The sequence below is a fragment of the Staphylococcus sp. MI 10-1553 genome (genome assembly GCF_010365305.1).
Lineage (GTDB): Bacteria > Bacillota > Bacilli > Staphylococcales > Staphylococcaceae > Staphylococcus.
In genome coordinates, this window is the sequence record NZ_CP048279.1 from 1,835,443 (window position 1) to 1,858,148 (window position 22,706).

Sequence of the window (22,706 nt, forward strand, 5' to 3'; positions counted from 1 at the left end):
TTCCTATTAAATTGGACTGAGTTCACACACCTTAATTGAGTTTATACAACATCATAAGGTGGATGACAGCGCGATTTAGACTGACATAATATCTTTTTCTTTGTCTGCCACTAACTGCTCGATTTCTTTGATAGAGCTATCAGTAATTTTTTGCACTTCGTCAGATCCATTACGTAACTCATCTTCAGAAATTTCGCCATCTTTTTCTTGTCTTTTTAATGTATCGTTCGCATCACGACGAATGTTACGGATAGAAACTTTCGCATTTTCACCTGTTTTCTTCACTTCTTTAACAATCTCTTTACGACGTTCTTCAGTTAAAGCAGGCACCATAATACGAATGACATCACCGTCACTTGTTGGATTGACCCCTAAATTTGCTGCGATGATTGCTTTTTCAATGTCAGCCAAAGACGTTTTGTCATATGGAGATACAACGAGTAAACGTGCTTCAGGAACGTTAATACTTGCAAGTTGTTGTACAGGTGTAGGCGCACCATAGTAATCGACTTGAACACCCGCAAGTAAGTTTGAGTTCGCACGACCCGCATTGATTTGAGCTAATTCACGAGATAAATTCTCAGTTGACTTTTTCATACGCGTTTTTGCATCTTGAATAATTTCTTTCATTGTTTCGCACCTCTATATTATTTTGTAATGATTGTACCGATATCTTCACCTTGAACAGCACGTTTAATATTGCCTTCTTCCATAATAGAGAAGACTTTTAACGGTATATTGTTGTCCATACAGAATGAAGAGGCTGTTGAATCCATTACTTGTAAACCTTCTTGTAATAATTGGATGTAAGTTAAGCGATCATACTTTTTAGCATTCGGGTCAACTTTAGGGTCTGCTGAATAGACACCATCCACATTGTTTTTACCCATTAAAATCACATCTGCTTCTACTTCGGCTGCACGTAATGCTGCAGTTGTGTCTGTTGAGAAATAAGGGTTTCCAATACCTGCTGCAAAAATAACGACACGGTTTTTCTCTAAGTGACGAATTGCACGACGTCGAATGTACGGCTCGGCAACTTGTTTCATTTCGATTGAAGTTAATACACGTGTATCACAATCCAATTGCTCAAGACTATCTTGTAAAGCTAACGCGTTCATCACAGTTGCTAACATACCCATATAGTCAGCAGTACCACGATCCATACCTAAATCGCTACCTGTTTTACCACGCCAGATATTACCACCACCAACAATAACAGCAATTTCAGTGTCCATTTTGGCTACTTCTGCCACTTGCTCTGCGATGCTCTTGATAATCATTGGATTGATACCAAAACCTTTGTCACCTGCTAATGCTTCTCCGCTTAATTTCAAAACTACTCGCTTATATTTTGAAGTTTCAGTCATTATTTTAACCTCTCTATTCGTAATATGTAAAACAATACAAGTAAAGAAGACACAATAAGTATCTTCCTTGCACACGGCTTCAATCATGCATTGAAGTCATGCAAAGGAGGACACGAAAGGTGTCTTCTTTCTTATACAAAACCGTGTTAATTATTTCATTTGTCCTTTAACTTCATCAGCAAAGTTTTCTTGGCGTTTTTCAATGCCTTCACCTACTTCGTAACGTACGAAGTCAACAAGTTTGCCACCTTTAGATTTAAGGAATGCTTCAACTGTTTGATCAGGGTTTTTAACGAAGTTTTGATCAACTGCACAAATTTCTTGTAAATATTTACGTAAACGACCTTCAACCATTTTTTCAACGATGTTTTCTGGTTTACCTTCATTTAAAGCTTGTTGTTTTAAAACTTCTCTTTCATGGTTAAGTTCTTCTTCACTTACTTGCTCAGAAGATACATATTTAGGGTTGATTGCTGCGATGTGCATTGCAACGTCTTTCGCTGCATCTTCATCAGTTGTACCTTCAACAACAGAAAGTACTGCAATACGACCACCCATGTGTAAATAAGCACCGAATGCATCGTTATCAGATTTAGTTCTGATCTCGAAACGACGTAAGCTTAATTTTTCACCGATTGTTGAAATTGCTTCAGTCATATGTTCAGAAACTTTTTTACCATTTGGTAATGTTGTTTCATTTAATTCTTCTACAGTTGCTGCTTTTGTATCAAGAATTTGGTTAGCAATTTCTTTTACAAGTTGTTGGAAACCTTCGTTACGAGCAACGAAGTCCGTTTCAGAGTTGATTTCAACGATAACTGCTTCATTACCTTTTACTTCAACATGTGTGATACCTTCAGCTGCAATACGGTCAGCTTTTTTAGCTGCTTTTGCAATACCTTTTTCGCGAAGGTAGTCGATCGCTTTTTCAATATCTCCATCAGTTGCTTCTAAAGCTTTTTTACAGTCCATCATACCCGCGCCAGTTCTTTCGCGTAATTCTTTAACAAGTTTAGCTGAAATTGCCATTCATAATTCCTCCAATTTAAAAAATGCTTGATTTATTTTAAAAAAAGGTGATAAGCATATTTATCTTATCACCCATTTCAAGATGCGTCTTAGTTAGATTCAACAGTTGCTTCAGTGTTTTCTGTCGCTTCAGTTGATTCGCTTTCTGCTGTTACATCTTCTGTTAAGTCGATGTCTTGTTCAGCAGCCACTTCTTCGTTTGATACACCTTGTTGACCTTCTAAGATTGCGTCCGCCATTTTACCAGTTAATAATTTAACCGCACGGATTGCGTCATCGTTCGCTGGGATAACGTAGTCAATTTCGTCTGGATCACAGTTTGTATCAACAATACCTACGATAGGAATGTTTAATTTACGCGCTTCTGCAATTGCATTACGCTCTTTACGTGGGTCAACTACGAATAATGCTTGTGGCATTGATTTCATTTCACGAATACCGCCTAAGAATTTAATTAAACGGTCATATTCTTTTTTAAGTTCTACAACTTCTTTTTTAGGAAGTACGTCGAAAGTACCGTCTGCTTCCATTTTTTCAATTTCAGAAATACGTTGAACACGTTTAGAAATTGTTTTGTAGTTTGTTAAGATTCCGCCTAACCATCTTTGGTTTACATAGTAGTGGCCAGCACGTTCTGCTTCCGTCTTCACTGATTCTTGCGCTTGTTTTTTCGTACCTACGAATAAAACTTTACCGCCTTCTTCAGAAACTTGTTTAACAAAGTTGTAAGCTTCTTCAACTTTTTTCACTGTTTTTTGTAAGTCGATGATATAGATACCATTTCTTTCAGTGAAAATGTACTTTTTCATTTTTGGGTTCCAACGGCGTGTTTGGTGACCGAAGTGAACACCAGCTTCTAATAATTGTTTCATTGAGATTACTGCCATAATATAAATTCCTCCTATTGGTTTACATCCGCCACGTCCACTCGTATAAAAACGATAAATTAACTTATCGCACCCTTTTATACTTTGATGCACGTGTGTGTTTTGACTTTTTCAGCCGCATATTAATATATCACAACATGTGACAAATTGCAACAAGTCAAGCTATTTATTCTGTGCGAGATAACTCGTTTAAAAATGCTTCTTTTTTTACTTTAATGAATGTCCCTTTCATACCTAGTGAACGAGACTCAATTACGCCCGCACTTTCTAATTTTCTTAATGCGTTGACGATCACTGAACGTGTAATACCAACGCGGTCAGCTACTTTAGAAGCAATAAGTAAGCCTTCTTTGCCACCAAGTTCTTCAAAAATGTGATCAATTGCTTCTTTTTCTGAATAAGATAATGAATTAATCGCCATAGAAATAGCTGCTTTATCACGTGCTTCAGATTCAATTTCTGAATGTTTTTCACGCAAGATTTCCATACCAATTACTGTTGCAGCATATTCACCAAGTACGAGGTCGTTATCTTCAAACTCGTCAGACACACGTCCTAAAACGAGTGTACCTAAACGTTCGCCACCACCAATGATTGGGAATACAGTTGTTTTTGAATCTTTAAATACTGATTCATTTTCTGGTGGGAACACAGATAATTCATCATCAATTGAAATGTTAGATAAAGTTTCGTAAACATGCATTAACTTTTCAGTATATTCTTCAGGGATATGTTGGTCTTCCAACATTTTCATAATACGTTCGTTCTTAAGTAATTCATTTAAACTAGAACCTAATATTTTACCGCGACGAGAAACAATGAACACATTAGTTACAGTCACTTTACTAATTGTTTGTGCAACATCTTTGAAATCTACTGAGATGCCCTTATGTTTTTGTAACAAACTACTCAATTCTCTTGTTTTCGATAATAAGCTCATGTCATTACTCCTTTTTTTCTTATAATATAAATTCGCTTAAATCTTTGTTTGTCGAAATCGTTTTTAATTTATCATCAACATATTGTGGTGTGATGTCCACTTGTGCATGCGGCATATTGGGTGCTTCGAAAGATAAGTCTTCTAGCATTTTTTCTAAGATCGTATGCAGACGACGCGCACCGATATTGTCCGTTTCTTGGTTGACATGATGTGCCATTTCCGCAAGTCGATAAATAGCTTCATCTGTGAAGTTAACGACAACCTCTTCTGTTTTCAATAACATTTCATATTGCTTAATTAAGGACAATTTGGGTTCTTTAAGAATACGTACAAAATCATCTACCGATAAATCTTGTAATTCTACGCGAATTGGAAAACGTCCTTGTAACTCTGGAACTAAATCACTTGGTTTCGATACATGAAAAGCTCCAGCGCCAATAAAAAGCATATGCTCCGTACTAACAGTACCATATTTCGTTTTTACTACGCTACCCTCAAGGATAGGTAGGATGTCACGCTGTACCCCTTGTCTCGAAACATCTTGGCCACTATTTTGATTCGATGTTGCAACTTTATCAATTTCATCAATAAAAATGATACCCATTTGCTCTGCTAAATCAAGTGCTTCCTGATTCGCTGTTTCATGATCAATCATTTCATCAGCAAATTGGTCGACTAAAATTTTACGTGCTGTTTTCACCGGCACTTCTTTTTCAACCTTTTTCTTTGGCATCAATTGATTCATCATTTCTTGCATTTGCTCATTTTGGTTCGTGCCGAGCATACCTAAAGCGCCCGGATCTTGTTCTACTTTAACTTTAACTTTCTCTTCTTCAAGCTGCCCGTTCAGTAACTGTACACGAATTTCAGAACGTTTTGTTTTAATATCTTCAGTTGGTGGTTCTTCTTCCTCTTCTTCGTTGTGTTGTCCAAAGTTCGGGATTGCGCCACCAAACAAAGATTCTAATGGGTTGTTGGTATTTTGACTTGCTTTTTTCTTCATACTCGGTACAAGCAATTTCACTAATTTATCATTCGCTTTTTGTGTCGCTGCTTCAACGACATTCGCTTTTTTTTGATTTTTAACTAAACGAACAGCAACGTCAACAAGGTCTCGTACCATACTTTCGACATCGCGACCGACGTAACCGACTTCAGTGAACTTCGTAGCTTCTACTTTTAAAAATGGTGCACCGACAATTTTAGCCATACGGCGTGCAATTTCAGTTTTCCCTACACCTGTCGGCCCCATCATCAAAATATTTTTAGGTGCAATTTCTTGTTTCACTTCATCGTCGAGCAAACTACGACGATATCTATTTCTCAACGCAATGGCAACTTTTTTCTTAGCTTCTTCTTGACCTACAATATATTCATTTAATCTACCTACAATATCTTTGGGTGTAAATTTAATCGCATTACGATCCATGCTCGATACCTCCATTAAAGTTCTTCCACTGTGATATGGTCGTTCGTAAATACACATATTTCTGAAGCTACTTTCAAGCTTTCATATGCCATTTCACGTGCGCTTAAGTGTGACGCATGTCTTTTAAACGCGCGACCCGCACTTAACGCAAAATTGCCACCTGAACCGATTGCAATCAAATCATCATCTGGTGCAATGACTTCACCTGTGCCACTCACGACGAGGATATGATCTTTATCCATCACAATGAGCATCGCTTCCAGTTGACGTAATTGTTTGTCGCCTCGCCATTCTTTCGCAAGTTCTACAGCTGCTCTTTCAAGGTTACCGCTGTATTGTTGTAATTTGGCTTCGAATTTTTCAAAAAGTGTAAAAGCATCCGCCACACTACCGGCAAAACCTGCAATGACCTTGCCATTATATAGCTTTCTTACTTTTTTAGCGGTTTGTTTCATAATCACTTTTTCACCTAAAGTGACTTGACCATCACCCGCCATTGCTGCACCACCATTATGTCTCACTGCATATATCGTTGTTGCATGTATTGATGAACTCATGTATGATTACTCTCCTTTTTTTGCACGTGGATGTGCCTGTAAATAAACATTTCTTAATTGTTGATTCGTCACATGGGTGTAACGTCCTGTTGTTGATAAATTAACATGTCCAAGTAGACTTTGAACAGTTCTAAGGTCTGCCCCTTCATTCAGCAAATGTGTCGCAAATGTATGTCGCAATTTATGTGGATGAATCGATGTGACACCCGCCGTACGTTTGACAATATCATTTAACACATAGCGTACACCCCGTTCTGTAATCGGCTGACCTTTTAAATTCGTAATTAAATATGGGTGTTGTACATTTTGAATCGGTGCAAACTCCGCCAAATACTGTTCGATACTTTGCCTACAAAATTCTCCAAAAGGTACGATACGTTCTTTGCCACCCTTACCCAACACTTTTATCCAACACATTTCAAGGTCAATGTCTTCTATTTTTAAAGACACTAATTCAGAGACACGGATCCCTGTTGCATAAAACAACTCTAAAATCACTCTGTCTCTCAATCCTTTGTGCGCGTCTTGCATTACAGTTTGAAACAATGCTTCCATCTCTTCTGTATAAAAAAACGTCGGTAAATAACGTTCCTTTTTAGGGTGGACCAACTGAACAAATGGATTCACTATCTCGTGGTCTTGCGTCATCCAATATGCATAAAAACTCCGTAATGTAGATATTTTTCGCGATACTGTAGTCCGTTGAAGTCCCATATCATAAAGTGTCTGTAAATAATTTCTTGCATCCATATATTTAAATGCCGTGAGCTCTAATTGTTCTTGCGCAAGAAATCGATTAAATTGGACGAGATCATCATGATAAGCTTTCAACGTGTGGTCTGAGAAAAAACGTTCCCTTTTTAACATATCTAAAAATTGTTCTTGGATTTGTTTCAATTCAAAAACCCCTCCATCATTAGCATTGTAGCATAATGATGAGGGGAACTGCATTGATTATACATTGAATTTTTATATTTATCAAAATTTTTCTTATTTTGCCATTAATTACAGTTTCATTACAACGTTTGTTTAAAATGATCCAAATGTGCTAATGCACGATTTGCTAAAGTTTCGTAACGCTCTTTTTTATCTTTAACACGTTGTTCAAGCGGCGGTACGAGACCAAAGTTGGCATTCATCGGTTGGAAGTTTTTATTGTTCGATGCATGTGAAATGTAATAAGCCATACTACCGAGCATTGTTTCACGAGGGAATAAGACATCTGCTTTTCCTAGCATACGATGTGCTAAGTTAATTCCCGCAATCATACCACTTGCAGCACTTTCCACATAACCTTCCACGCCAGTCATTTGACCTGCAAAGAATAAGTTTTTGCGGTTTTTAAATTCATAAATCTCGCTCAACACTTCTGGAGAGTTGATAAACGTATTACGGTGCATCACGCCATATCTAACAATATCGACGTTTTCAAGGCCCGGAATGAGACGAATCACTTCTTTTTGTGCGCCCCATTTCAAGCGAGTTTGGAAACCTACAATGTTGTAAAGCGTGCCTGCAGCGTCATCTTGTCGTAATTGAACGACCGCATAAGGACGTTTCCCAGTTTTTGGATCTTCTAATCCGACTGGCTTCATCGGTCCGAACAATAACGTCTTTTCACCTCTGCCTGCCATGACTTCAAACGGCATACACCCTTCAAAATACTTTTCTTTTTCGAAATCATTCATCGGTGCGACTTCAGCTGCGAGTGCGGCTTCATAAAAACGGTCAAACTCCTCTTTCGTCATTGGACAGTTTAAATAAGCGGCTTCACCTTTATCGTAACGTGATTTCAAATACACTTTATCCATATCGATAGAGTCTTTTTCAATAATTGGTGCTGCTGCATCATAGAAATACAGTTGGTCTTCTCCTGTTAATGCAACGATTTCTTTCGCAAGCGGTTCTGTCGTTAATGGGCCAGTCGCAATAATGGTTGGGCCTTCAGGGATTGACGTCACCTCTTCATTGCTCACTGTCACATTTGGATGATTTCTTAACTTTTCAGTGATATATCCTGCAAAGTCGTGTCTATCTACCGCTAACGCACCGCCCGCAGGTACACGAGCATGATCCGCTGCTGCAATAATCAATGAATCTAAACGGCGCATTTCTTCTTTTAGTACACCGACAGCATTCGTAAGCGCGTTTCCTCTTAATGAATTGGAACATACGAGTTCAGCAAATTGATTCGTATGATGCGCCGGTGTTTGTTTCACTGGTCGCATTTCATAAAGATTCACGTGAATACCACGTTCCGCCAGTTGAAATGCTGCTTCAGACCCTGCTAAACCAGCGCCGACAATATTAACAGATGTCATGGTTTTTACCTCACTTTAATACTCATATTATTTTTGAACTTCTTCTTTGTAGTCACAATTTGAACAAACGACTTGTGTCGCACGTCCTTTCTTATTTTCTGCCAAGTAATGTTGACATTTCGGACAATCACGACCAATCGGTTTATCCCAAGCGACAAAATCACACTCTGGATAATTCGAACAGCCATAGAAAATACGGTTTTTCTTAGATTTACGTTCAACGACATCGCCTTTTTTACATTTCGGACATGTCACACCAATCGGCTTCGTAATCGCTTTCGTGTTACGACAATCAGGGAAATTAGAACATGCCATAAACTTACCATAGCGTCCCATTTTAATGACCATTGGATTGCCACACACTTCACAATCCTCGCCAGCAGGTTCGTCTTTAATTTCAACCTTTTCCATTTCTTCTTCCGCGCGTTCAACGTCTTGTTTAAAGCTGTTGAAAAAGTCACCTACTACTTTTTTCCACGCCACGTCGCCATCTGCAATTTTATCGAGTAACGTTTCCATGTTAACAGTGAAGTCAACATCGATAATCTCAGGGAAGTACTCTTTTACTTGTTCATGGACGATTTCACCCAATTCAGTTGGGACGAAACGCTTACTTTCATTCTTCACGTAATTACGTTTCTGAATCGTATCAATCGTCGGTGCATATGTTGAAGGACGGCCGATCTTAAGTTCCTCTAATGTTTTAACGAGACGTGCTTCTGAATAGCGTGGTGGCGGTTGTGTAAAGTGTTGTGCCGGGTCAATTTTAGTCGCCAACACTTCATTACCTACTACAAGCTTCGGCAAACGATTTTCTTTTTCTTTACCTTTGTCATCATCCGTTTCAACATAAAGCGTCATAAAACCTTTAAACTTAATCGTTTGACCGTTTGCTCTAAACTTCACATCATTTTGTGTTAAATCGACAGCAACCGTATCTAATATTGCGGGTGCCATTTGACTCGCAACAAAGCGTTCCCAAATCAATTTGTATAAACGATATTGATCACGCGTTAAATAGTCTTTCATCTCAGCAGGTGTTCTTAATGTGCTTGTTGGACGAATCGCTTCATGGGCATCTTGGTCACCTTGTTTACCCTTTTTCGTCACTTTAGATAAATATTCACTACCGTATTCTGATTCGATATATTGTTTCGCTTCATTTTGCGCATCTTTCGAAATACGTGTCGAATCCGTTCTCATATATGTGATAAGCCCAATCGTACCTTTACGCTTCAAGTCAATACCTTCATAAAGTTGTTGTGCCACCATCATCGTTTTACGTGCCTTGAAATTTAATTTCCGAGCCGCTTCTTGTTGTAAAGTGGAGGTCGTAAATGGGTTGGCAGGTTTACGTGTTTTTTCTTTTTTCGTCACATTAGATACTGTGAATTGATTACCGTCTAATGCTTTCGTAATGACTGTCACATCATCTTTCGTCGCTAACTTGAACGGTTTATCTTTATAATGAAGAAACTTGGCATTAAACTTTGATTTTCCATAACGAAACTCGCCTTCAATCGACCAATATTCTTCAGGTTTAAAGTTACGAATTTCATTTTCACGGTCAATCACAAGACGTAATGCGACAGATTGTACACGTCCGGCTGATAAACCTTTTTTTACTTTTTTCCATAATACGGGTGAAATATTATAACCCACTAAACGGTCTAATACACGTCGAGCTTGTTGCGCGTCGACTAAATCCATTTCAATCCCGCGTGGATGTTTGAAGCTTTCTTTTACAGCGTCTTTCGTGATCTCGTTAAAAACCACGCGATTTTCTTTACTATCTTCTAGTTCTAAAATGTTTGCCAAGTGCCATGCAATTGCTTCACCTTCACGATCGGGGTCACTTGCGAGAAACACTTTTTTCGCTTTTTTCGCATGTCTCTTCAAATCCTTAACAACTGGCCCCTTACCTCGAATAGTAATATATTTAGGTTCATAGTCATGTTCAACGTCCACGCCCATTTGACTACGTGGTAAATCTCTCACATGACCCATTGATGCGATTACTTTGTATTTTTTGCCTAAATATTTTTCTATTGTTTTCGCTTTTGCAGGCGATTCAACAATGACAAGATTATCTGCCAAAGTAGTTACCCCCTTGCTTTTTCTGTTTACAAAGATAAATGATAAACGGTTATTTTTATATTTGTCAATCTTTTGTATTTATTTCACAAAGCGTTAACATTTAAATTCGCATAATCTTTCAAAATATCTTGGGCACATAATACAATTTCTGCCCCCTCTTTGACACGTAGCATATTGCCTTTCGTATGCACGTTGAACATATCACCCGGCAGTACATAAACATTACGATTTTGTTCTAATGCCTGATCCAACGTAATGAGCGCGCCACTTTTTTCTTTTGCCTCAGTGATAAGTATCCCTTTTGACAAACCACTGATAATGCGATTGCGTTCAGGAAATCTAAATTTAGCAATAGGCGTATGTGGTGGATATTCGCTAATAGTTAAATGGTGTTGTTCCATCGTTTGGCGTAATGATTGTGTGTCTCTAGGATAATGATGAAAATGCCCAAAGCCGAGCACACCAATCGTGGACAACTCATGTCGAATCGCATAATGATGTGCGAGCGCGTCTGTACCATGTGCAAGTCCTGAAATAATAGTTAGTGGAAAATGTTGAAACGTGTTAAAAAGAACTTCGAGCGCTTGTGGGGTGTATGCTGTATGTTGCCTTGCTCCTATAATGCTAAGACTATTTGCTGAATGTTGAAGGAGTTCGAGTCGTCCTTTACAAAATAAAATCAACGGGGGATCATAAATTTCTTTCAACAATGGCGGATAAAGTGGTTCGTCTATCGCAATCGGGACAATTTGATGTTCATGTAAAGCTGCTTCAATCGTATGAATATTTAGCGTTTCAAGTCGTGCGAACTTTTGTAGAATATGAGATTGCGGCATGTGTGAAAGCATCGATTTGAAGGATTGAATCAATTGTGTCAAGTTCCCTGTAAGACAGCAAAGTTTAGAATAGTAGGGTTGGATTTGTTGTGTTGAAAAACCAGCGTACAATAATAATAGTAGAAATTGTTTCATGAATAGTGGTCACCTCTAGATGTGGAATAAGCGCGATGTGTGAATGCGGAAAAATAAAAGGCGTTGTGCCCAACATAAGTGGCACGTTTAAAAAGGGAATAAAAAATGATATCAAAATCAGCTATCAACACATGAACTGTTGGCAATTTTGCGCTAACAGTCCATGCATGAATAGCTTCAAATCGCGACGTGTCAGTTGCCCAACGCACCGCTGATAATTGTGTTGAAATTCAATTATTTAACAGTAAGTAATGATTCGTAAATACCTGCTTCTTTAGCGGCTTCAATTAAAGTTGAACCAATTTCAGAAGGCGTCGCTGCTGTTTTAACACCACATTCATTTAATGTTTTGATTTTTTCTGCAGCTGTACCTTTACCGCCTGAAATAATCGCACCTGCGTGACCCATACGTTTTCCTGGAGGCGCAGTTTGACCACCGATGAAGCCAACAACAGGTTTCTTCATGTTCGCTTTAATCCATTCTGCAGCTTCTTCTTCTGCCGTACCACCAATTTCACCGATCATCACAACTGCTTTCGTGTCATCGTCATTGTTGAATGCTTCTAACACGTCGATAAAGTTTGTACCGTTAACTGGGTCCCCACCGATACCTACAGCTGTAGATTGACCGATACCTTCTTCAGTTAATTGATGTACCGCTTCATATGTTAAAGTACCAGAGCGTGAAACAACGCCGACATGGCCTTTTTTGTGGATGTATCCTGGCATAATACCAATTTTCGTTTCATCTGAAGTAATGACACCTGGACAGTTTGGTCCAATTAAACGTGTCTTTTTACCTTCAAGATAACGTTTAACCTTAATCATATCGATAACAGGAATATGTTCAGTAATACAAATCGCTAAGTCTAATTCTGCGTCGATACATTCTAAAATCGCATCTGCCGCAAATGGCGCTGGTACGTAAATAACAGATACGTTACCGCCAGTTTCTTTTTTCGCTTCTTCAACTGTATTGAAAACAGGTACGCCTTCAACGACTTGTCCACCTTTACCTGGTGTTACCCCTGCAACAATTTGCGTACCATATTCTAACATTTGCTTAGTGTGGAAAAGGGCAGTTGACCCTGTAATACCTTGTACGATTACTTTTGAATTTTTATCTACAAATACACTCATTGTAGTTGTCCCATCCTTTCCTTACGCTTCGTTTACAAGTTTAACAATTTTTTGTGCACCTTGAGCCATTGTATTTGCTGGTTCAATTGCTAAACCTGAGTCTTTTAAGATTTGTTTACCTTCTTTAACATTTGTACCTTCAAGACGTACAACTAATGGTAATGTTAATTCCACTTCTTTTACTGCCGCTACGATACCTTCAGCGATAATATCACAACGCATAATACCACCAAAGATATTAACGAAAATACCTTTAACGTTTTCATCGCCTAAAATAATTTTGAACGCTTCAGTAACTTTTTCTTTAGTTGCACCGCCACCTACGTCAAGGAAGTTAGCTGGGTTACCATTAAAGTGATTAATCGTATCCATTGTCGCCATCGCTAAACCTGCACCGTTAACCATACAACCAATATTACCGTCTAATGCGATATATGATAAATCGTATTTAGAAGCTTCAATTTCTTTTGGATCTTCTTCTTCTAAATCGCGTAATTCAACGATATCTTTGTGACGGAATAATGCGTTGTCATCAAAGTTGATTTTAGAGTCAAGTGCTAAAACATCACCTTCACCTGTTAAAACAAGTGGGTTAATTTCAACGATTGAACAATCTTTTTCAATAAACACATTATATAAAGCAATTAAAAACTTAACCGCTTTGTTAATTGATTCTTTAGGAATATTGATGTTAAACGCAATACGACGTGCTTGATATGGTGCTAAACCAACCACTGGGTCAATTGTTTCTTTGAAGATTTTTTCAGGGTTTTTCGCTGCAACTTCTTCAATTTCAGTTCCACCCTCTTCAGACGTCATTAAAGTCACACGGTCTGTCGCACGGTCAATAACAAATCCAACATAATATTCTTTTTGGATATTGGCACCTTCTTCAATGTAAAGACGCTTCACTTCTTTACCTTCAGGACCTGTTTGGTGTGTAACGAGAACTTTTCCAAGTAACTCATTTGCATATGCTTCAACTTCTGATAAAGACTTAGCGATTTTAACACCACCAGCTTTACCACGTCCCCCCGCATGGATTTGCGCTTTAACAACATATACATCTGTGTCTAACTCTTTCGCTTTCTCAACAGCTTCTTCAGCAGAAAAAGCCACACGCCCTTCTGGTACTGCTACGCCCATTGAGCGAAAAATTTCTTTTCCTTGATACTCATGGATATTCATACTCCATCCTCCTGTTTCTTAAGGTTAAGTTCAAGTACAATTATAGGAAATGTAAGCGCTATTGTAAACAGATTCCCTCTAGTATCATGATGTTTTATAAAGGCTGAGACCTCCTGCAACACACGCAATACATTGTTTCAGCCGTTATCAAATTATAAAAATTATTTTTTAGCACACTGAATCCAACCTAAACGACAGCTGAAATACAACTGCCAACAATACATCTCTCCCCTACTGAAAAAGAATGAGGATGCGTTTGCAGTTTGTGACACCATGCATTTCCCTCACTTTGATTTGAGTTCCAAACCTAGATTGCAAAAATCGCGCAAGACTCCTGAGGGAATGAGTGTATACTGCTAACTTCCCCTTCTCTACTTTAATAGTGTGGTTGCTGTTTATCGCAGTAGCTGTCTGACTTCTCAATGCTATTGCTTTTGAGAAGTCTAGTCAGCCTTGCGGGGGCAGTGCGACGAAATCTTTGTTGCACATGAGATTTCTGTACTGCTCCCAAAATCCAATTCGGCTTCCACCTTATGTCCACTTCAATCAAGCCAAATTGAGTTGAATTTTCAGCCCCTAGGAACGCGCAGGGCGATTCAAGCAATCTAACGACCTCACACGCACTCAAACCTGTGAATATCTCAACATGTGCCTATAACTAAATTGCGCCTATAACCAAATTGTGCCAAAACCTTAACGTACCCTACAACCTAAATACTCCCATAACAAAATGTCCCAAAAACAAAAAAACTAGGACAAAACGAAAAACACTCCGCCTCATCCTAGCGCATCACACATCACACTAATCCTCATCATTCACCTGGAACGAAATCTGCGTATCATCATCCATTGGCACTTGCACAATCTTCTGCTCATCCTCCGTTGACTCCACCACAAACTGATGTTCCTTCAACAAACGAATCAAATCCGCCTGCTGTTCATCCTCAATCGAAATATTCAAATTCTCTTCAATCTCTTCCTTGATCTTCTTTAACTTCGCTTCATCTTCAGTAATTCCCACTTCTTTTTCTTCAAAATGTACTAACACCTTATATAATTTTTGTAACGTTTCATCCATGAGTTTCATATTCCTTTCTTTATTAGAAATTACTACTAGTAAAACATAATTCTAACTTTTTGAAAACTTTTTATACGCCCATCCATTTCATTTAAAACTTTGAAACTATTGATTTAATGGGCTCGAAAGATTTTCTATGAATAGGTGTCACGCCGTATCGTTTCAAACCATCTAAATGTCTTTGCGTGCCATATCCAACATTTTGTGCAAAATCATAACCAGGATATCGTTGTGCATATTCAGCCATCAAGTCATCCCGATACACTTTTGCGATAATACTCGCCGCAGCAATAGACACACTTTTCGCATCTCCTTTAATGATCGCTTGTTGTGGTGCAGTCAGTTGATCGAGCTTCATCGCATCAATTAAATAGTGCGTCGGGGTGACTGACAAATTTTCAATAGCACGGTACATCGCGATTTGTGTCGCCGCATAAATATTGTGTTCGTCAATTTCTTCAGGCGTTGCAATTCCCACTGCCCAAGCACACACTTGATTTTTTAACAATGTATTCAACAAAGTGCGTTGTGTGGCAGACAATTGTTTGGAGTCATTAATTCCTACAAAGTCATGACCAGGCTGTAAAATGACTGCACTTGCGACGACAGGTCCAGCAAGAGGCCCACGTCCGACCTCATCCACGCCACAAACCAGCGCTTCTGGATGCGCATTTAAAATTTCTGTTTCAAACTGGCACATGTCACGATATTTTTGTTGTTGTAACGCTATTTTTTCAAGTTGACGTTGACGCTGCAAAAACGCTTGTTGGACCCCTTTACGTTCATCTTGAAAGTCAGGGTGTCGTACTAAGTCCTCTATTGAAATCACTTGTTGCAATTCTGCTTTAATCGTTTGAATCGTTTTGCCTTTACGCATTGGTCTCGGCCTGCCATTCGGAATATAAGTCAAAGCAATAAGTCCCGATTTTCGCATTTCTAATGTCATAGATGAGTGCTTCAATGACCGCTTCATAATCTACTTCATTCCCACGTTGTAACAGACCACGCTTGCGCCCTATCGCGTCAAACCAAGCCAACATTTCTGCATCTCGAGGTACATCGATTTTAAAATGGGCGAGCAATGCTTCATAGTCATGTTCAATGAGAAATTCTAATCCGTAAATCGCCACTTCATCTAAATGTACAATGCTATCTTTAATTGCACCCGTTAAACTCAACTTTTTACCAATCAGTTGATCTTCAAACTTTGGCCATAAAATCCCCGGTGTATCTAATAACTGTAATGATTTACCTACTTTAATCCATTGCTGTTGTTTTGTCACACCCGGTTTATTCCCTGTTTGTGCAATCGAACGGTTTGCGAGTTTGTTAATCAAAGTCGATTTACCAACATTAGGGATGCCGACAATCATCGCACGTATTGCTCTCGGTTTTAACCCTTTTGCTTTTTCACGTTCAAACTTTTCACGTGTCGCTTCAATTGCAGCTGCTTCTACATTTTTTAAGCCTTTACCATGTTTCGCATCAACGGCTACCGGATAAGCCCCTTTCTCTCTAAAGAACGCATACCATTTTTCCATTTCTTTTAAATTGGCCATATCTTTTTTATTGAAAATGACCACGCGTGGTTTTTGTTGAATGACCTCATCAATCATAGGGTTTCTCGAACTAAAAGGAATGCGCGCATCGACCAATTCAAAGATCACATCCACTTTTTTTAGTTGTTCCGTTACTTCTCGTTTTGCTTTGGCCATATGACCTGGATACCATTGAATCACCATAGTTTTAACTCCTCTTAATTATTCTTACAAATCGTTTTTTTTAATGTTATATGTTATATTAATTGTTAGTTTTAAAGATATAAACATATGATATTGAATGACGAATTAAAGCATCCGCATCATGTATTGTATAACAAAATTTGATATACACCACTTTAAGTATAATCAACTTTATCGTCAATAGCTATTTACAATCACATATCGTTGAACAAAGGTAGGTATATTGAATGGTGAACTCAGCACGTTTTTTTGAAATTTTCCGGTTTGTATTAGTAGGTGGTATTAATACTCTAAATTATTATATCGTCTATTTAATATTATTGCGTTTATTTGATGTCCATTATCTCATCAGCCATATTATCGGTTTCATTTTTTCGTTCGTCGTTTCTTTCTATTTAAATTGTTACTTTGTCTATAAAGTGCGACCGACGCTAAAAAAATTTTTGGCCTTTCCACTGACACAAGTGGTTAATATGGGGACACAAACGTTACTCATTTTTATCTTTGTGGAGCTCATGCATTTCAACGCAGCCTTTGCACCGTTTGTAGGACTCATCGTTACGATACCAATTACTTATATTTTATCTAAGTTTATTCTTAAAGATCGATAATTAAAGTGAGGCTCGGATTATGAGACGTTACATTCACCCCATCGGCTTTATTGTTTTATTTTTATGCATGTCACTCATAGGGCATGCTTATATTTTGTATCGCTTTTTTGCAGACGGTCTGTTATATACAGGTCCAAATGACGGTATGGAACAAATGGTACCGATTCAGATGTTTTTATACGAAAAATGGTCTGAAGGTACCTTTTTCTATGCCACCGATTTTGGTCTTGGCGGTGATTTTTTTACAGATCTATCGTATTATTTTTCGACTAATTTCATTTTTATTTTAACTACAAGCGTCACTTGTCTTTTAGCACTATTACATATCGTGGACCCTAAAGACATGATGTATTGGTTCACACAAGCATGGGTCGTTTCCATTTTGAAGTGCACTGGCGCTATGATAGCAACGTATTACTATGCACGTCAGTTAAAACTCCAGCACGTCGCATCGGTTGTATTTGCGGTGTTATTCGCCATGTCGCCACTTTATTTCCGATTCACCGTGTACTGGCCCTTTTTTAGTGATGTATTTATTTTATTACCACTGCTCTTACTCAGTATTGAACGTTTTTTGAAATCGGGTAAGTTAGGCCTATTCATCATTATTACAGCTATTTCTTTTGCGAATAATTTTTACTTTGCCTATTACCAAGTCTTGATGGGACTCATTTATTATAGTCTGAGAGTGTTTCATCCACACCCCGATGATCAAAAAAGAGGTATCAAAACTGTTCTACCCTTAGTCGTTGCAGCTGTTTTAGGCGTAGGTTCAAGTTTATTCTTTTTCTTTCATGGGGCACGCAGTTTTTTCAACAATCAACGTATCCCATTTGATGGTGACATGCCACTCATTGAACAGTTCAATGAAAATACAAATCTTTTCTATGACAACTATTTAATCATCATTTCATTTGTCGTAATTCAAGCGTTACTGACATTTAAATTGTACCGTCATTTTTACTTTAGACTGTTCGCAATACTGAGCATTTTAACCATTATCGCAGCATTTATACCATATGTGGACAGTATATTTAACGGCTTTTCAGCGCCACAAAACCGTTGGCATTACTTATTAGCATTTGTGACAAGTGGTTTAATTGCAACTTATATACAGCATTTCAAATCGTTATCACGCCTTACATATATCTTGACCGCGATACCTGCAATGGCTATTGTTTTCATGAGTGCTTCCATGAATGATCGGGTCGTCTGGTGGATCTATCTCATCCCTATCGTATTTCTGATTGGATTACTCGTCTTAACGATTGAACATCATGATAACAAACGATGTCATTTCGTAACAGTGAGCTTTGCATGCGCACTTATCGTTTTACAATTTGCGATGTCGGCAGTGTTTATTAAAAATCAAATTTTCCATACAGATCACGAAAAGCGAGCCAATACATTTTATGCGCATGCCAGTTTGTACAATACACCTTTACAGCAGTCGTTAGTCGACCAAATGAATGCGGATAAGCGTGAGGATGAACGGATAGATTGGCGTGTAAACGAGCAGGATAATACACCGATGTATCAACATTTTAAAGGGATGAGTTTGTATTCGAGTATTTTCGATCAACAGCTCATTGAATTTTATTATCGCTATTTAATGATTAACTTAAAAGAAGAATCTGTCAGCCGTTATCAATCTACAGGGAGCCGCTCGAACATTGCAAGTCTCTTATCCGTACGCTACCTTATGGAAAAAGATTATCAGCACCAGCAACCTGCTCATTTTGAAAAAGTGCATCAATTTGGTCAATATGTCATGTACGAAAATCAATACCCTTTACCGGCCGTGCGTGTGAGCCATCATTATTATAACGCTGAAGATTTAACGACACCGATTGATCGTGAACATGCGATGCTCGATGGCGTCGTATTGGATCATCAAGGTCAAACGTATCCTCAAAAAGCCCAAAATCTTGTTCATGAAGTCGAAATGACAACCCTTGATGCCCAACGTACACGCTCAGATGGGTTAACAGTCACTAAACCGAATGGTGGTGTGACGCTGCAACTCCCGGAAACATTACGCGAACAGTATGAAGACTTTTATCTCGTCGTCTATTTTAAACGTAATGCGCCAGATAGTAACAGTACACTCGATGTCAATGGCTATGAAAATCACCGTCTATTTAACAATTCTAAATATCGTACAGGTCAAAATACTTTGCTGTATCGCGTGCAACCTGACAACAACGGCCAAATTCATCTCGGTATTTCACCAACAGGGTCGTATCAATTGCGCATTCAAGGTTTGTACGGCGAAGATTACGATACGTTAAAACAGGCATATCATCAGCAAGCCCCTCATCACTATGAAGAACATCAAGGAAAGATTAAAGTTCATTTAGCTGAGCATTCTGGTGGTATGGCGGTCATCAACATCCCTTATCGTAAAGGCATGACGGCAATTGTTGACGGACACGCTGTCATACCACAAAAGGTCAATGGCATGATGACAGGGATCAAAATTGGACCACATGCGAAACAAATTGACATTCACTACCGTCCACCTTATTTCATCACGATGATCGTCTTGTCAATCATCAGTATCATCAGCAGCATCATTTATAGTCGTTGGTATCAACATAAACAATCGAGAAAGAGTGAAAAACATTGAAAAAACAGAAACAAAAAAGTATTGTAACTCGTTTTTTAACCGTCTTCATTGCGGCCTGTCTCGTCGGATGTATCGTGTACGTGCCGGTCGTGTTCCGTTTCATACATGAAGGCATCATTTATAGTGGAAACGGCGATGGTTTTAAACAAATGATGCCTTTTCAACGCTTTTTGTATGAACATTTTTCTCATCTCCACTCGCTTTATGACAGTGGTTTTGGACTCGGTGGCGATTATTTTACAGACCTCGCCTACTATTACACGACCTCACCGATGATGTATGTGAACTTCATCTTTGTAGGTCTTGGGCAATGGCTGTTACATTTCGATCCGAGTGACATTGAATTTTGGCCCAGCAACCAAATTTTCACGGCGTATTTACGTTGTGTCATCACATTTCTTGCCGCTTATGGCATGTTTCATCAATTTAAACTCGAGCGCTTTTATCGTTATTTAGGTGCCATCCTTTATGCCACTTCCACTGTGGTCTATTATTTCAATTTTACATGGTCGTTTTTTGGCGATATTTTAATTTACTTGCCCCTTTCAATTTGGGGAATTGAACGCTTTTTCAGAAGTCGTCACATCGGATTATTCATCATCGCCATTGCTTTAACTTTGTTTTCTAACTTTTACTTTAGTTATTATGAAGCGATTATTTTAACAATGTACTTAGTTTATCGCATGATTTGGCCGCATCGTGACGATCAAGTTGGTCGCTGGCAAAAATTATATTTGCTTATTCCAGCTGTCCTTTGTAGTTTGTGTATCGCGGCGTTAGGCTTTTTTACTGGTGTACGGTCGTTTTTAAATAATGATCGTCAAACGAATGATGTCTTTATTTCACCGATTATCGAATTTTCACAAAAGTACCATATCTTTACAAACGGTTTTTATATTACAGTTACGTTTATTGCGCTCGTCGCACTATTTTCGTTCAAACTATACCGCCATTATCACTATAAAATGGTCGCGATTTTCACTTGGATACTGTTGATTGGTTCTTTTTCACCCTATTTTGATAGTGCGTTTAATGGCTTTTCATTCCCACAGCGTCGTTGGGTCTACATCCTCGCATTAACGACAAGTGCTTTAATCGCATTGTGGATTAAATATTTGACCGAGTTGACTGTGAAATCATTTTTACAATCACTCATTCCGATTGCATTACTTGCGATTGCAACAGCATTCTTTTCACGCGGTGCGATGTGGTGGATGCTTGCCAGTGTCATCATTTTAATCGTAGTAGCCTATCACATTTACCAACGTCGTCCGCTGACAGGTTGGATGCGCGGTGTCTTGTTCATACTCTTTGTCGTGCAACAATTTATCTTATTACTCAACTATCATCATAACAATATCGCACCCTATCAGTCGATAATGGACGATATGAAAGCGCCAAATTATCATAGTACGACTATACAACAACAGATTGATACGATAAAGCATGACCAGTCACCATTACAGCGCATCGATTACATGAGTACTTACGCTGTGAACTCTAGTATGATTTACGACTTTAATGGGGTCGCACTGTATTCCAGTATTTTTGACGGCAATATTTATGATTATTATGACCGCCAAATGCAAATCAACATGGAATATGACAGTAACAGTACGTATCGTTTATTAGGTGATCGCGAAAATTTATACGCATTATGGGGTATCACGGACCGTATTAAAGATGCCCCCGACCGCACTTTGCCGTATGGAATGAAAAATGTTCAAACGATTCAAGACGAAAACCATGCTTGGACCCATTCCCAACAAACGATAGATTATCCGAGCGCACATTTGACCTCTCGTGTTTATGACGCCAAAGACTTAAAATCACCGTTAGATCGTGAACAAGCGATGTTGCAAGGTGTGGTACTCGACAATCAAAAAGCCAATCAAACGTTCCAGGCGAATTCGAATTTATTATCAAAAGCGACAGTGACACCACGAGATGCCTCGATGAAAGGAAAAATTTTAACCGTTCATGAAAAAGACGGTGGCGTGAATATCGATTTACCTCAAAACGTGAAAGAACGTTATCACGACTATTATGTTGAAATGGACATCGAATTATTGTCACCAAATCAACCGCACTATTTAAAACTAGATGACTTTTACCAACGCCGTACGAAACTCGACTATGCTTATCGTCGTTTTGTTACACCCATTACAGTGCGTGTGACTGTTCGTGACACGATGCAACTGAAGTTAAAACAAGGCGATTACCGTTTTCAGCTTAAAGGTATTTACGGCGAAGATTACAGTACGCTTAAACGTGCTGCTTCAGAAGTAGAACCCGTACAGATGGATAAGGAGCGCCGACACATCAACGCACATTTCAAATCAGACAAAGACCAATACCTTGTACTTCCAATCCCCTATAGACAAGGTTTACACGCTGAAGTCAACGGCGAGACAAGACCTGTGCTTCAAGGCAATGGTTTAATGACAATTGTGCCCGTTGAAAAAGGTGACAGTAAAGCGACATTGACCTATTCACTACCTTATTGGCATATTTTAAGCCTGATTACCGTATTAGGCATTGTGGGCGCGATAGTTTATCGTTGGTGGCTCCGTCGAACAACCAAACAATAATATGAGGCACGATGCTTCGCCGACTGAGCAGGCTGGAATTGAGCAGATTCACAAATTCCAGCCGCTACATAGTTAAGGTGAGGCATCGCTTTTTATTTGTAATTCTCATAAAATCGTACCTTCCGA

At 38.7% G+C, this 22,706-nt stretch carries 19 protein-coding genes; 3 read left to right on the forward strand and 16 right to left on the reverse strand.

Features of this window, described 5'->3' with window-relative positions:
* Positions 1–75: 75 nt before the first annotated feature.
* From frr to ylqF, 16 genes are all read right to left on the reverse strand, one after another.
* Positions 76–630: a ribosome recycling factor gene (gene frr / locus GZH82_RS08545; protein WP_162682138.1), complete on the reverse strand. Its 555-nt coding sequence runs from the start codon at positions 628–630 to the stop codon at positions 76–78.
* 17 nt (positions 631–647) lie between these two features.
* Entirely contained in the window at positions 648–1,370 is a 723-nt protein-coding gene (pyrH, locus tag GZH82_RS08550; RefSeq protein ID WP_019165475.1) for a UMP kinase, read from the reverse strand.
* Between the two features lie 150 nt (positions 1,371–1,520).
* Positions 1,521–2,399 (reverse strand): translation elongation factor Ts, encoded by an 879-nt coding sequence (tsf, locus tag GZH82_RS08555; protein ID WP_162682139.1) that lies wholly within the window; start codon positions 2,397–2,399, stop codon positions 1,521–1,523.
* Positions 2,400–2,488: 89 nt separating this feature from the next.
* Positions 2,489–3,286 carry a 30S ribosomal protein S2 gene (gene rpsB, locus GZH82_RS08560; RefSeq protein WP_162682140.1) on the reverse strand — a complete coding sequence of 266 codons (798 nt, stop codon included), beginning with the start codon at positions 3,284–3,286 and terminating at the stop codon, positions 2,489–2,491.
* 166 nt (positions 3,287–3,452) lie between these two features.
* Positions 3,453–4,226, reverse strand: a complete 774-nt coding sequence (gene codY / locus GZH82_RS08565) for a GTP-sensing pleiotropic transcriptional regulator CodY (protein WP_162682141.1) — start codon at positions 4,224–4,226, stop codon at positions 3,453–3,455.
* Between the two features lie 19 nt (positions 4,227–4,245).
* On the reverse strand, positions 4,246–5,655 hold the full coding sequence (gene hslU, locus GZH82_RS08570; protein ID WP_162682142.1) for an ATP-dependent protease ATPase subunit HslU: 1,410 nt from the start codon (positions 5,653–5,655) through the stop codon (positions 4,246–4,248).
* A gap of 14 nt (positions 5,656–5,669) precedes the next feature.
* Positions 5,670–6,212, reverse strand: a complete 543-nt coding sequence (hslV, locus tag GZH82_RS08575; RefSeq protein ID WP_019165478.1) for an ATP-dependent protease subunit HslV — start codon at positions 6,210–6,212, stop codon at positions 5,670–5,672.
* Positions 6,213–6,218: 6 nt separating this feature from the next.
* A complete protein-coding gene (gene xerC, locus GZH82_RS08580) occupies positions 6,219–7,079 on the reverse strand; it encodes a tyrosine recombinase XerC (protein ID WP_457853120.1) in 861 nt (286 codons plus the stop codon).
* A gap of 149 nt (positions 7,080–7,228) precedes the next feature.
* Entirely contained in the window at positions 7,229–8,533 is a 1,305-nt protein-coding gene (gene trmFO, locus GZH82_RS08585; RefSeq protein WP_162682144.1) for an FADH(2)-oxidizing methylenetetrahydrofolate--tRNA-(uracil(54)-C(5))-methyltransferase TrmFO, read from the reverse strand.
* A 27-nt stretch (positions 8,534–8,560) separates the two neighbouring features.
* Positions 8,561–10,630 carry a type I DNA topoisomerase gene (gene topA, locus GZH82_RS08590; protein WP_162682145.1) on the reverse strand — a complete coding sequence of 690 codons (2,070 nt, stop codon included), beginning with the start codon at positions 10,628–10,630 and terminating at the stop codon, positions 8,561–8,563.
* Positions 10,631–10,713: 83 nt separating this feature from the next.
* On the reverse strand, positions 10,714–11,601 hold the full coding sequence (gene dprA, locus GZH82_RS08595) for a DNA-processing protein DprA (RefSeq protein WP_162682146.1): 888 nt from the start codon (positions 11,599–11,601) through the stop codon (positions 10,714–10,716).
* Between the two features lie 234 nt (positions 11,602–11,835).
* Positions 11,836–12,741 carry a succinate--CoA ligase subunit alpha gene (gene sucD, locus GZH82_RS08600; protein ID WP_086427944.1) on the reverse strand — a complete coding sequence of 302 codons (906 nt, stop codon included), beginning with the start codon at positions 12,739–12,741 and terminating at the stop codon, positions 11,836–11,838.
* 21 nt (positions 12,742–12,762) lie between these two features.
* Complete coding sequence (gene sucC, locus GZH82_RS08605) at positions 12,763–13,929, reverse strand: ADP-forming succinate--CoA ligase subunit beta (RefSeq protein ID WP_162682147.1); 1,167 nt, start codon at positions 13,927–13,929, stop codon at positions 12,763–12,765.
* 802 nt (positions 13,930–14,731) lie between these two features.
* Positions 14,732–15,007, reverse strand: a complete 276-nt coding sequence (locus GZH82_RS08610) for a hypothetical protein (RefSeq protein ID WP_162682148.1) — start codon at positions 15,005–15,007, stop codon at positions 14,732–14,734.
* Positions 15,008–15,098: 91 nt separating this feature from the next.
* Positions 15,099–15,884, reverse strand: a complete 786-nt coding sequence (locus tag GZH82_RS08615) for a ribonuclease HII (RefSeq protein WP_162682149.1) — start codon at positions 15,882–15,884, stop codon at positions 15,099–15,101.
* Positions 15,877–16,749 (reverse strand): ribosome biogenesis GTPase YlqF, encoded by an 873-nt coding sequence (gene ylqF, locus GZH82_RS08620; protein ID WP_162682150.1) that lies wholly within the window; start codon positions 16,747–16,749, stop codon positions 15,877–15,879. Before ylqF ends, GZH82_RS08615 begins: the two co-directional genes overlap by 8 nt.
* 227 nt (positions 16,750–16,976) lie before the next feature.
* Here ylqF and GZH82_RS08625 point away from each other — a divergent pair, with 227 nt between their 5' ends.
* The 3 genes from GZH82_RS08625 to GZH82_RS08635 are packed head-to-tail and all read left to right on the forward strand — an operon-like array spanning position 16,977 to position 22,580.
* Positions 16,977–17,360 carry a GtrA family protein gene (locus GZH82_RS08625; protein WP_162682151.1) on the forward strand — a complete coding sequence of 128 codons (384 nt, stop codon included), beginning with the start codon at positions 16,977–16,979 and terminating at the stop codon, positions 17,358–17,360.
* A 19-nt stretch (positions 17,361–17,379) separates the two neighbouring features.
* On the forward strand, positions 17,380–19,989 hold the full coding sequence (locus GZH82_RS08630; RefSeq protein ID WP_162682152.1) for a YfhO family protein: 2,610 nt from the start codon (positions 17,380–17,382) through the stop codon (positions 19,987–19,989).
* Positions 19,986–22,580, forward strand: a complete 2,595-nt coding sequence (locus tag GZH82_RS08635) for a YfhO family protein (RefSeq protein WP_162682153.1) — start codon at positions 19,986–19,988, stop codon at positions 22,578–22,580. Before GZH82_RS08630 ends, GZH82_RS08635 begins: the two co-directional genes overlap by 4 nt.
* The last annotated feature ends 126 nt before the right edge of the window (positions 22,581–22,706 follow it).

What these genes read in the sequence shown, in the direction of transcription:
- GZH82_RS08610 (WP_162682148.1), bottom strand. Translation starts at nt 15,007, where the DNA reads ATGGATGAAACGTTACAAAAATTATATAAGGTGTTAGTACATTTTGAA.
- GZH82_RS08615 (WP_162682149.1), bottom strand. Translation starts at nt 15,884, where the DNA reads ATGCGTAAAGGCAAAACGATTCAAACGATTAAAGCAGAATTGCAACAA.
- pyrH (WP_019165475.1), bottom strand. Translation starts at nt 1,370, where the DNA reads ATGACTGAAACTTCAAAATATAAGCGAGTAGTTTTGAAATTAAGCGGA.
- trmFO (WP_162682144.1), bottom strand. Translation starts at nt 8,533, where the DNA reads ATGACATCTGTTAATATTGTCGGCGCTGGTTTAGCAGGGTCTGAAGCA.
- hslU (WP_162682142.1), bottom strand. Translation starts at nt 5,655, where the DNA reads ATGGATCGTAATGCGATTAAATTTACACCCAAAGATATTGTAGGTAGA.
- ylqF (WP_162682150.1), bottom strand. Translation starts at nt 16,749, where the DNA reads ATGGTGATTCAATGGTATCCAGGTCATATGGCCAAAGCAAAACGAGAA.
- xerC (WP_457853120.1), bottom strand. Translation starts at nt 7,079, where the DNA reads ATGTTAAAAAGGGAACGTTTTTTCTCAGACCACACGTTGAAAGCTTAT.
- GZH82_RS08625 (WP_162682151.1), top strand. Translation starts at nt 16,977, where the DNA reads ATGGTGAACTCAGCACGTTTTTTTGAAATTTTCCGGTTTGTATTAGTA.
- tsf (WP_162682139.1), bottom strand. Translation starts at nt 2,399, where the DNA reads ATGGCAATTTCAGCTAAACTTGTTAAAGAATTACGCGAAAGAACTGGC.
- dprA (WP_162682146.1), bottom strand. Translation starts at nt 11,601, where the DNA reads ATGAAACAATTTCTACTATTATTATTGTACGCTGGTTTTTCAACACAA.
- rpsB (WP_162682140.1), bottom strand. Translation starts at nt 3,286, where the DNA reads ATGGCAGTAATCTCAATGAAACAATTATTAGAAGCTGGTGTTCACTTC.
- codY (WP_162682141.1), bottom strand. Translation starts at nt 4,226, where the DNA reads ATGAGCTTATTATCGAAAACAAGAGAATTGAGTAGTTTGTTACAAAAA.
- frr (WP_162682138.1), bottom strand. Translation starts at nt 630, where the DNA reads ATGAAAGAAATTATTCAAGATGCAAAAACGCGTATGAAAAAGTCAACT.
- sucC (WP_162682147.1), bottom strand. Translation starts at nt 13,929, where the DNA reads ATGAATATCCATGAGTATCAAGGAAAAGAAATTTTTCGCTCAATGGGC.
- GZH82_RS08630 (WP_162682152.1), top strand. Translation starts at nt 17,380, where the DNA reads ATGAGACGTTACATTCACCCCATCGGCTTTATTGTTTTATTTTTATGC.
- sucD (WP_086427944.1), bottom strand. Translation starts at nt 12,741, where the DNA reads ATGAGTGTATTTGTAGATAAAAATTCAAAAGTAATCGTACAAGGTATT.
- hslV (WP_019165478.1), bottom strand. Translation starts at nt 6,212, where the DNA reads ATGAGTTCATCAATACATGCAACAACGATATATGCAGTGAGACATAAT.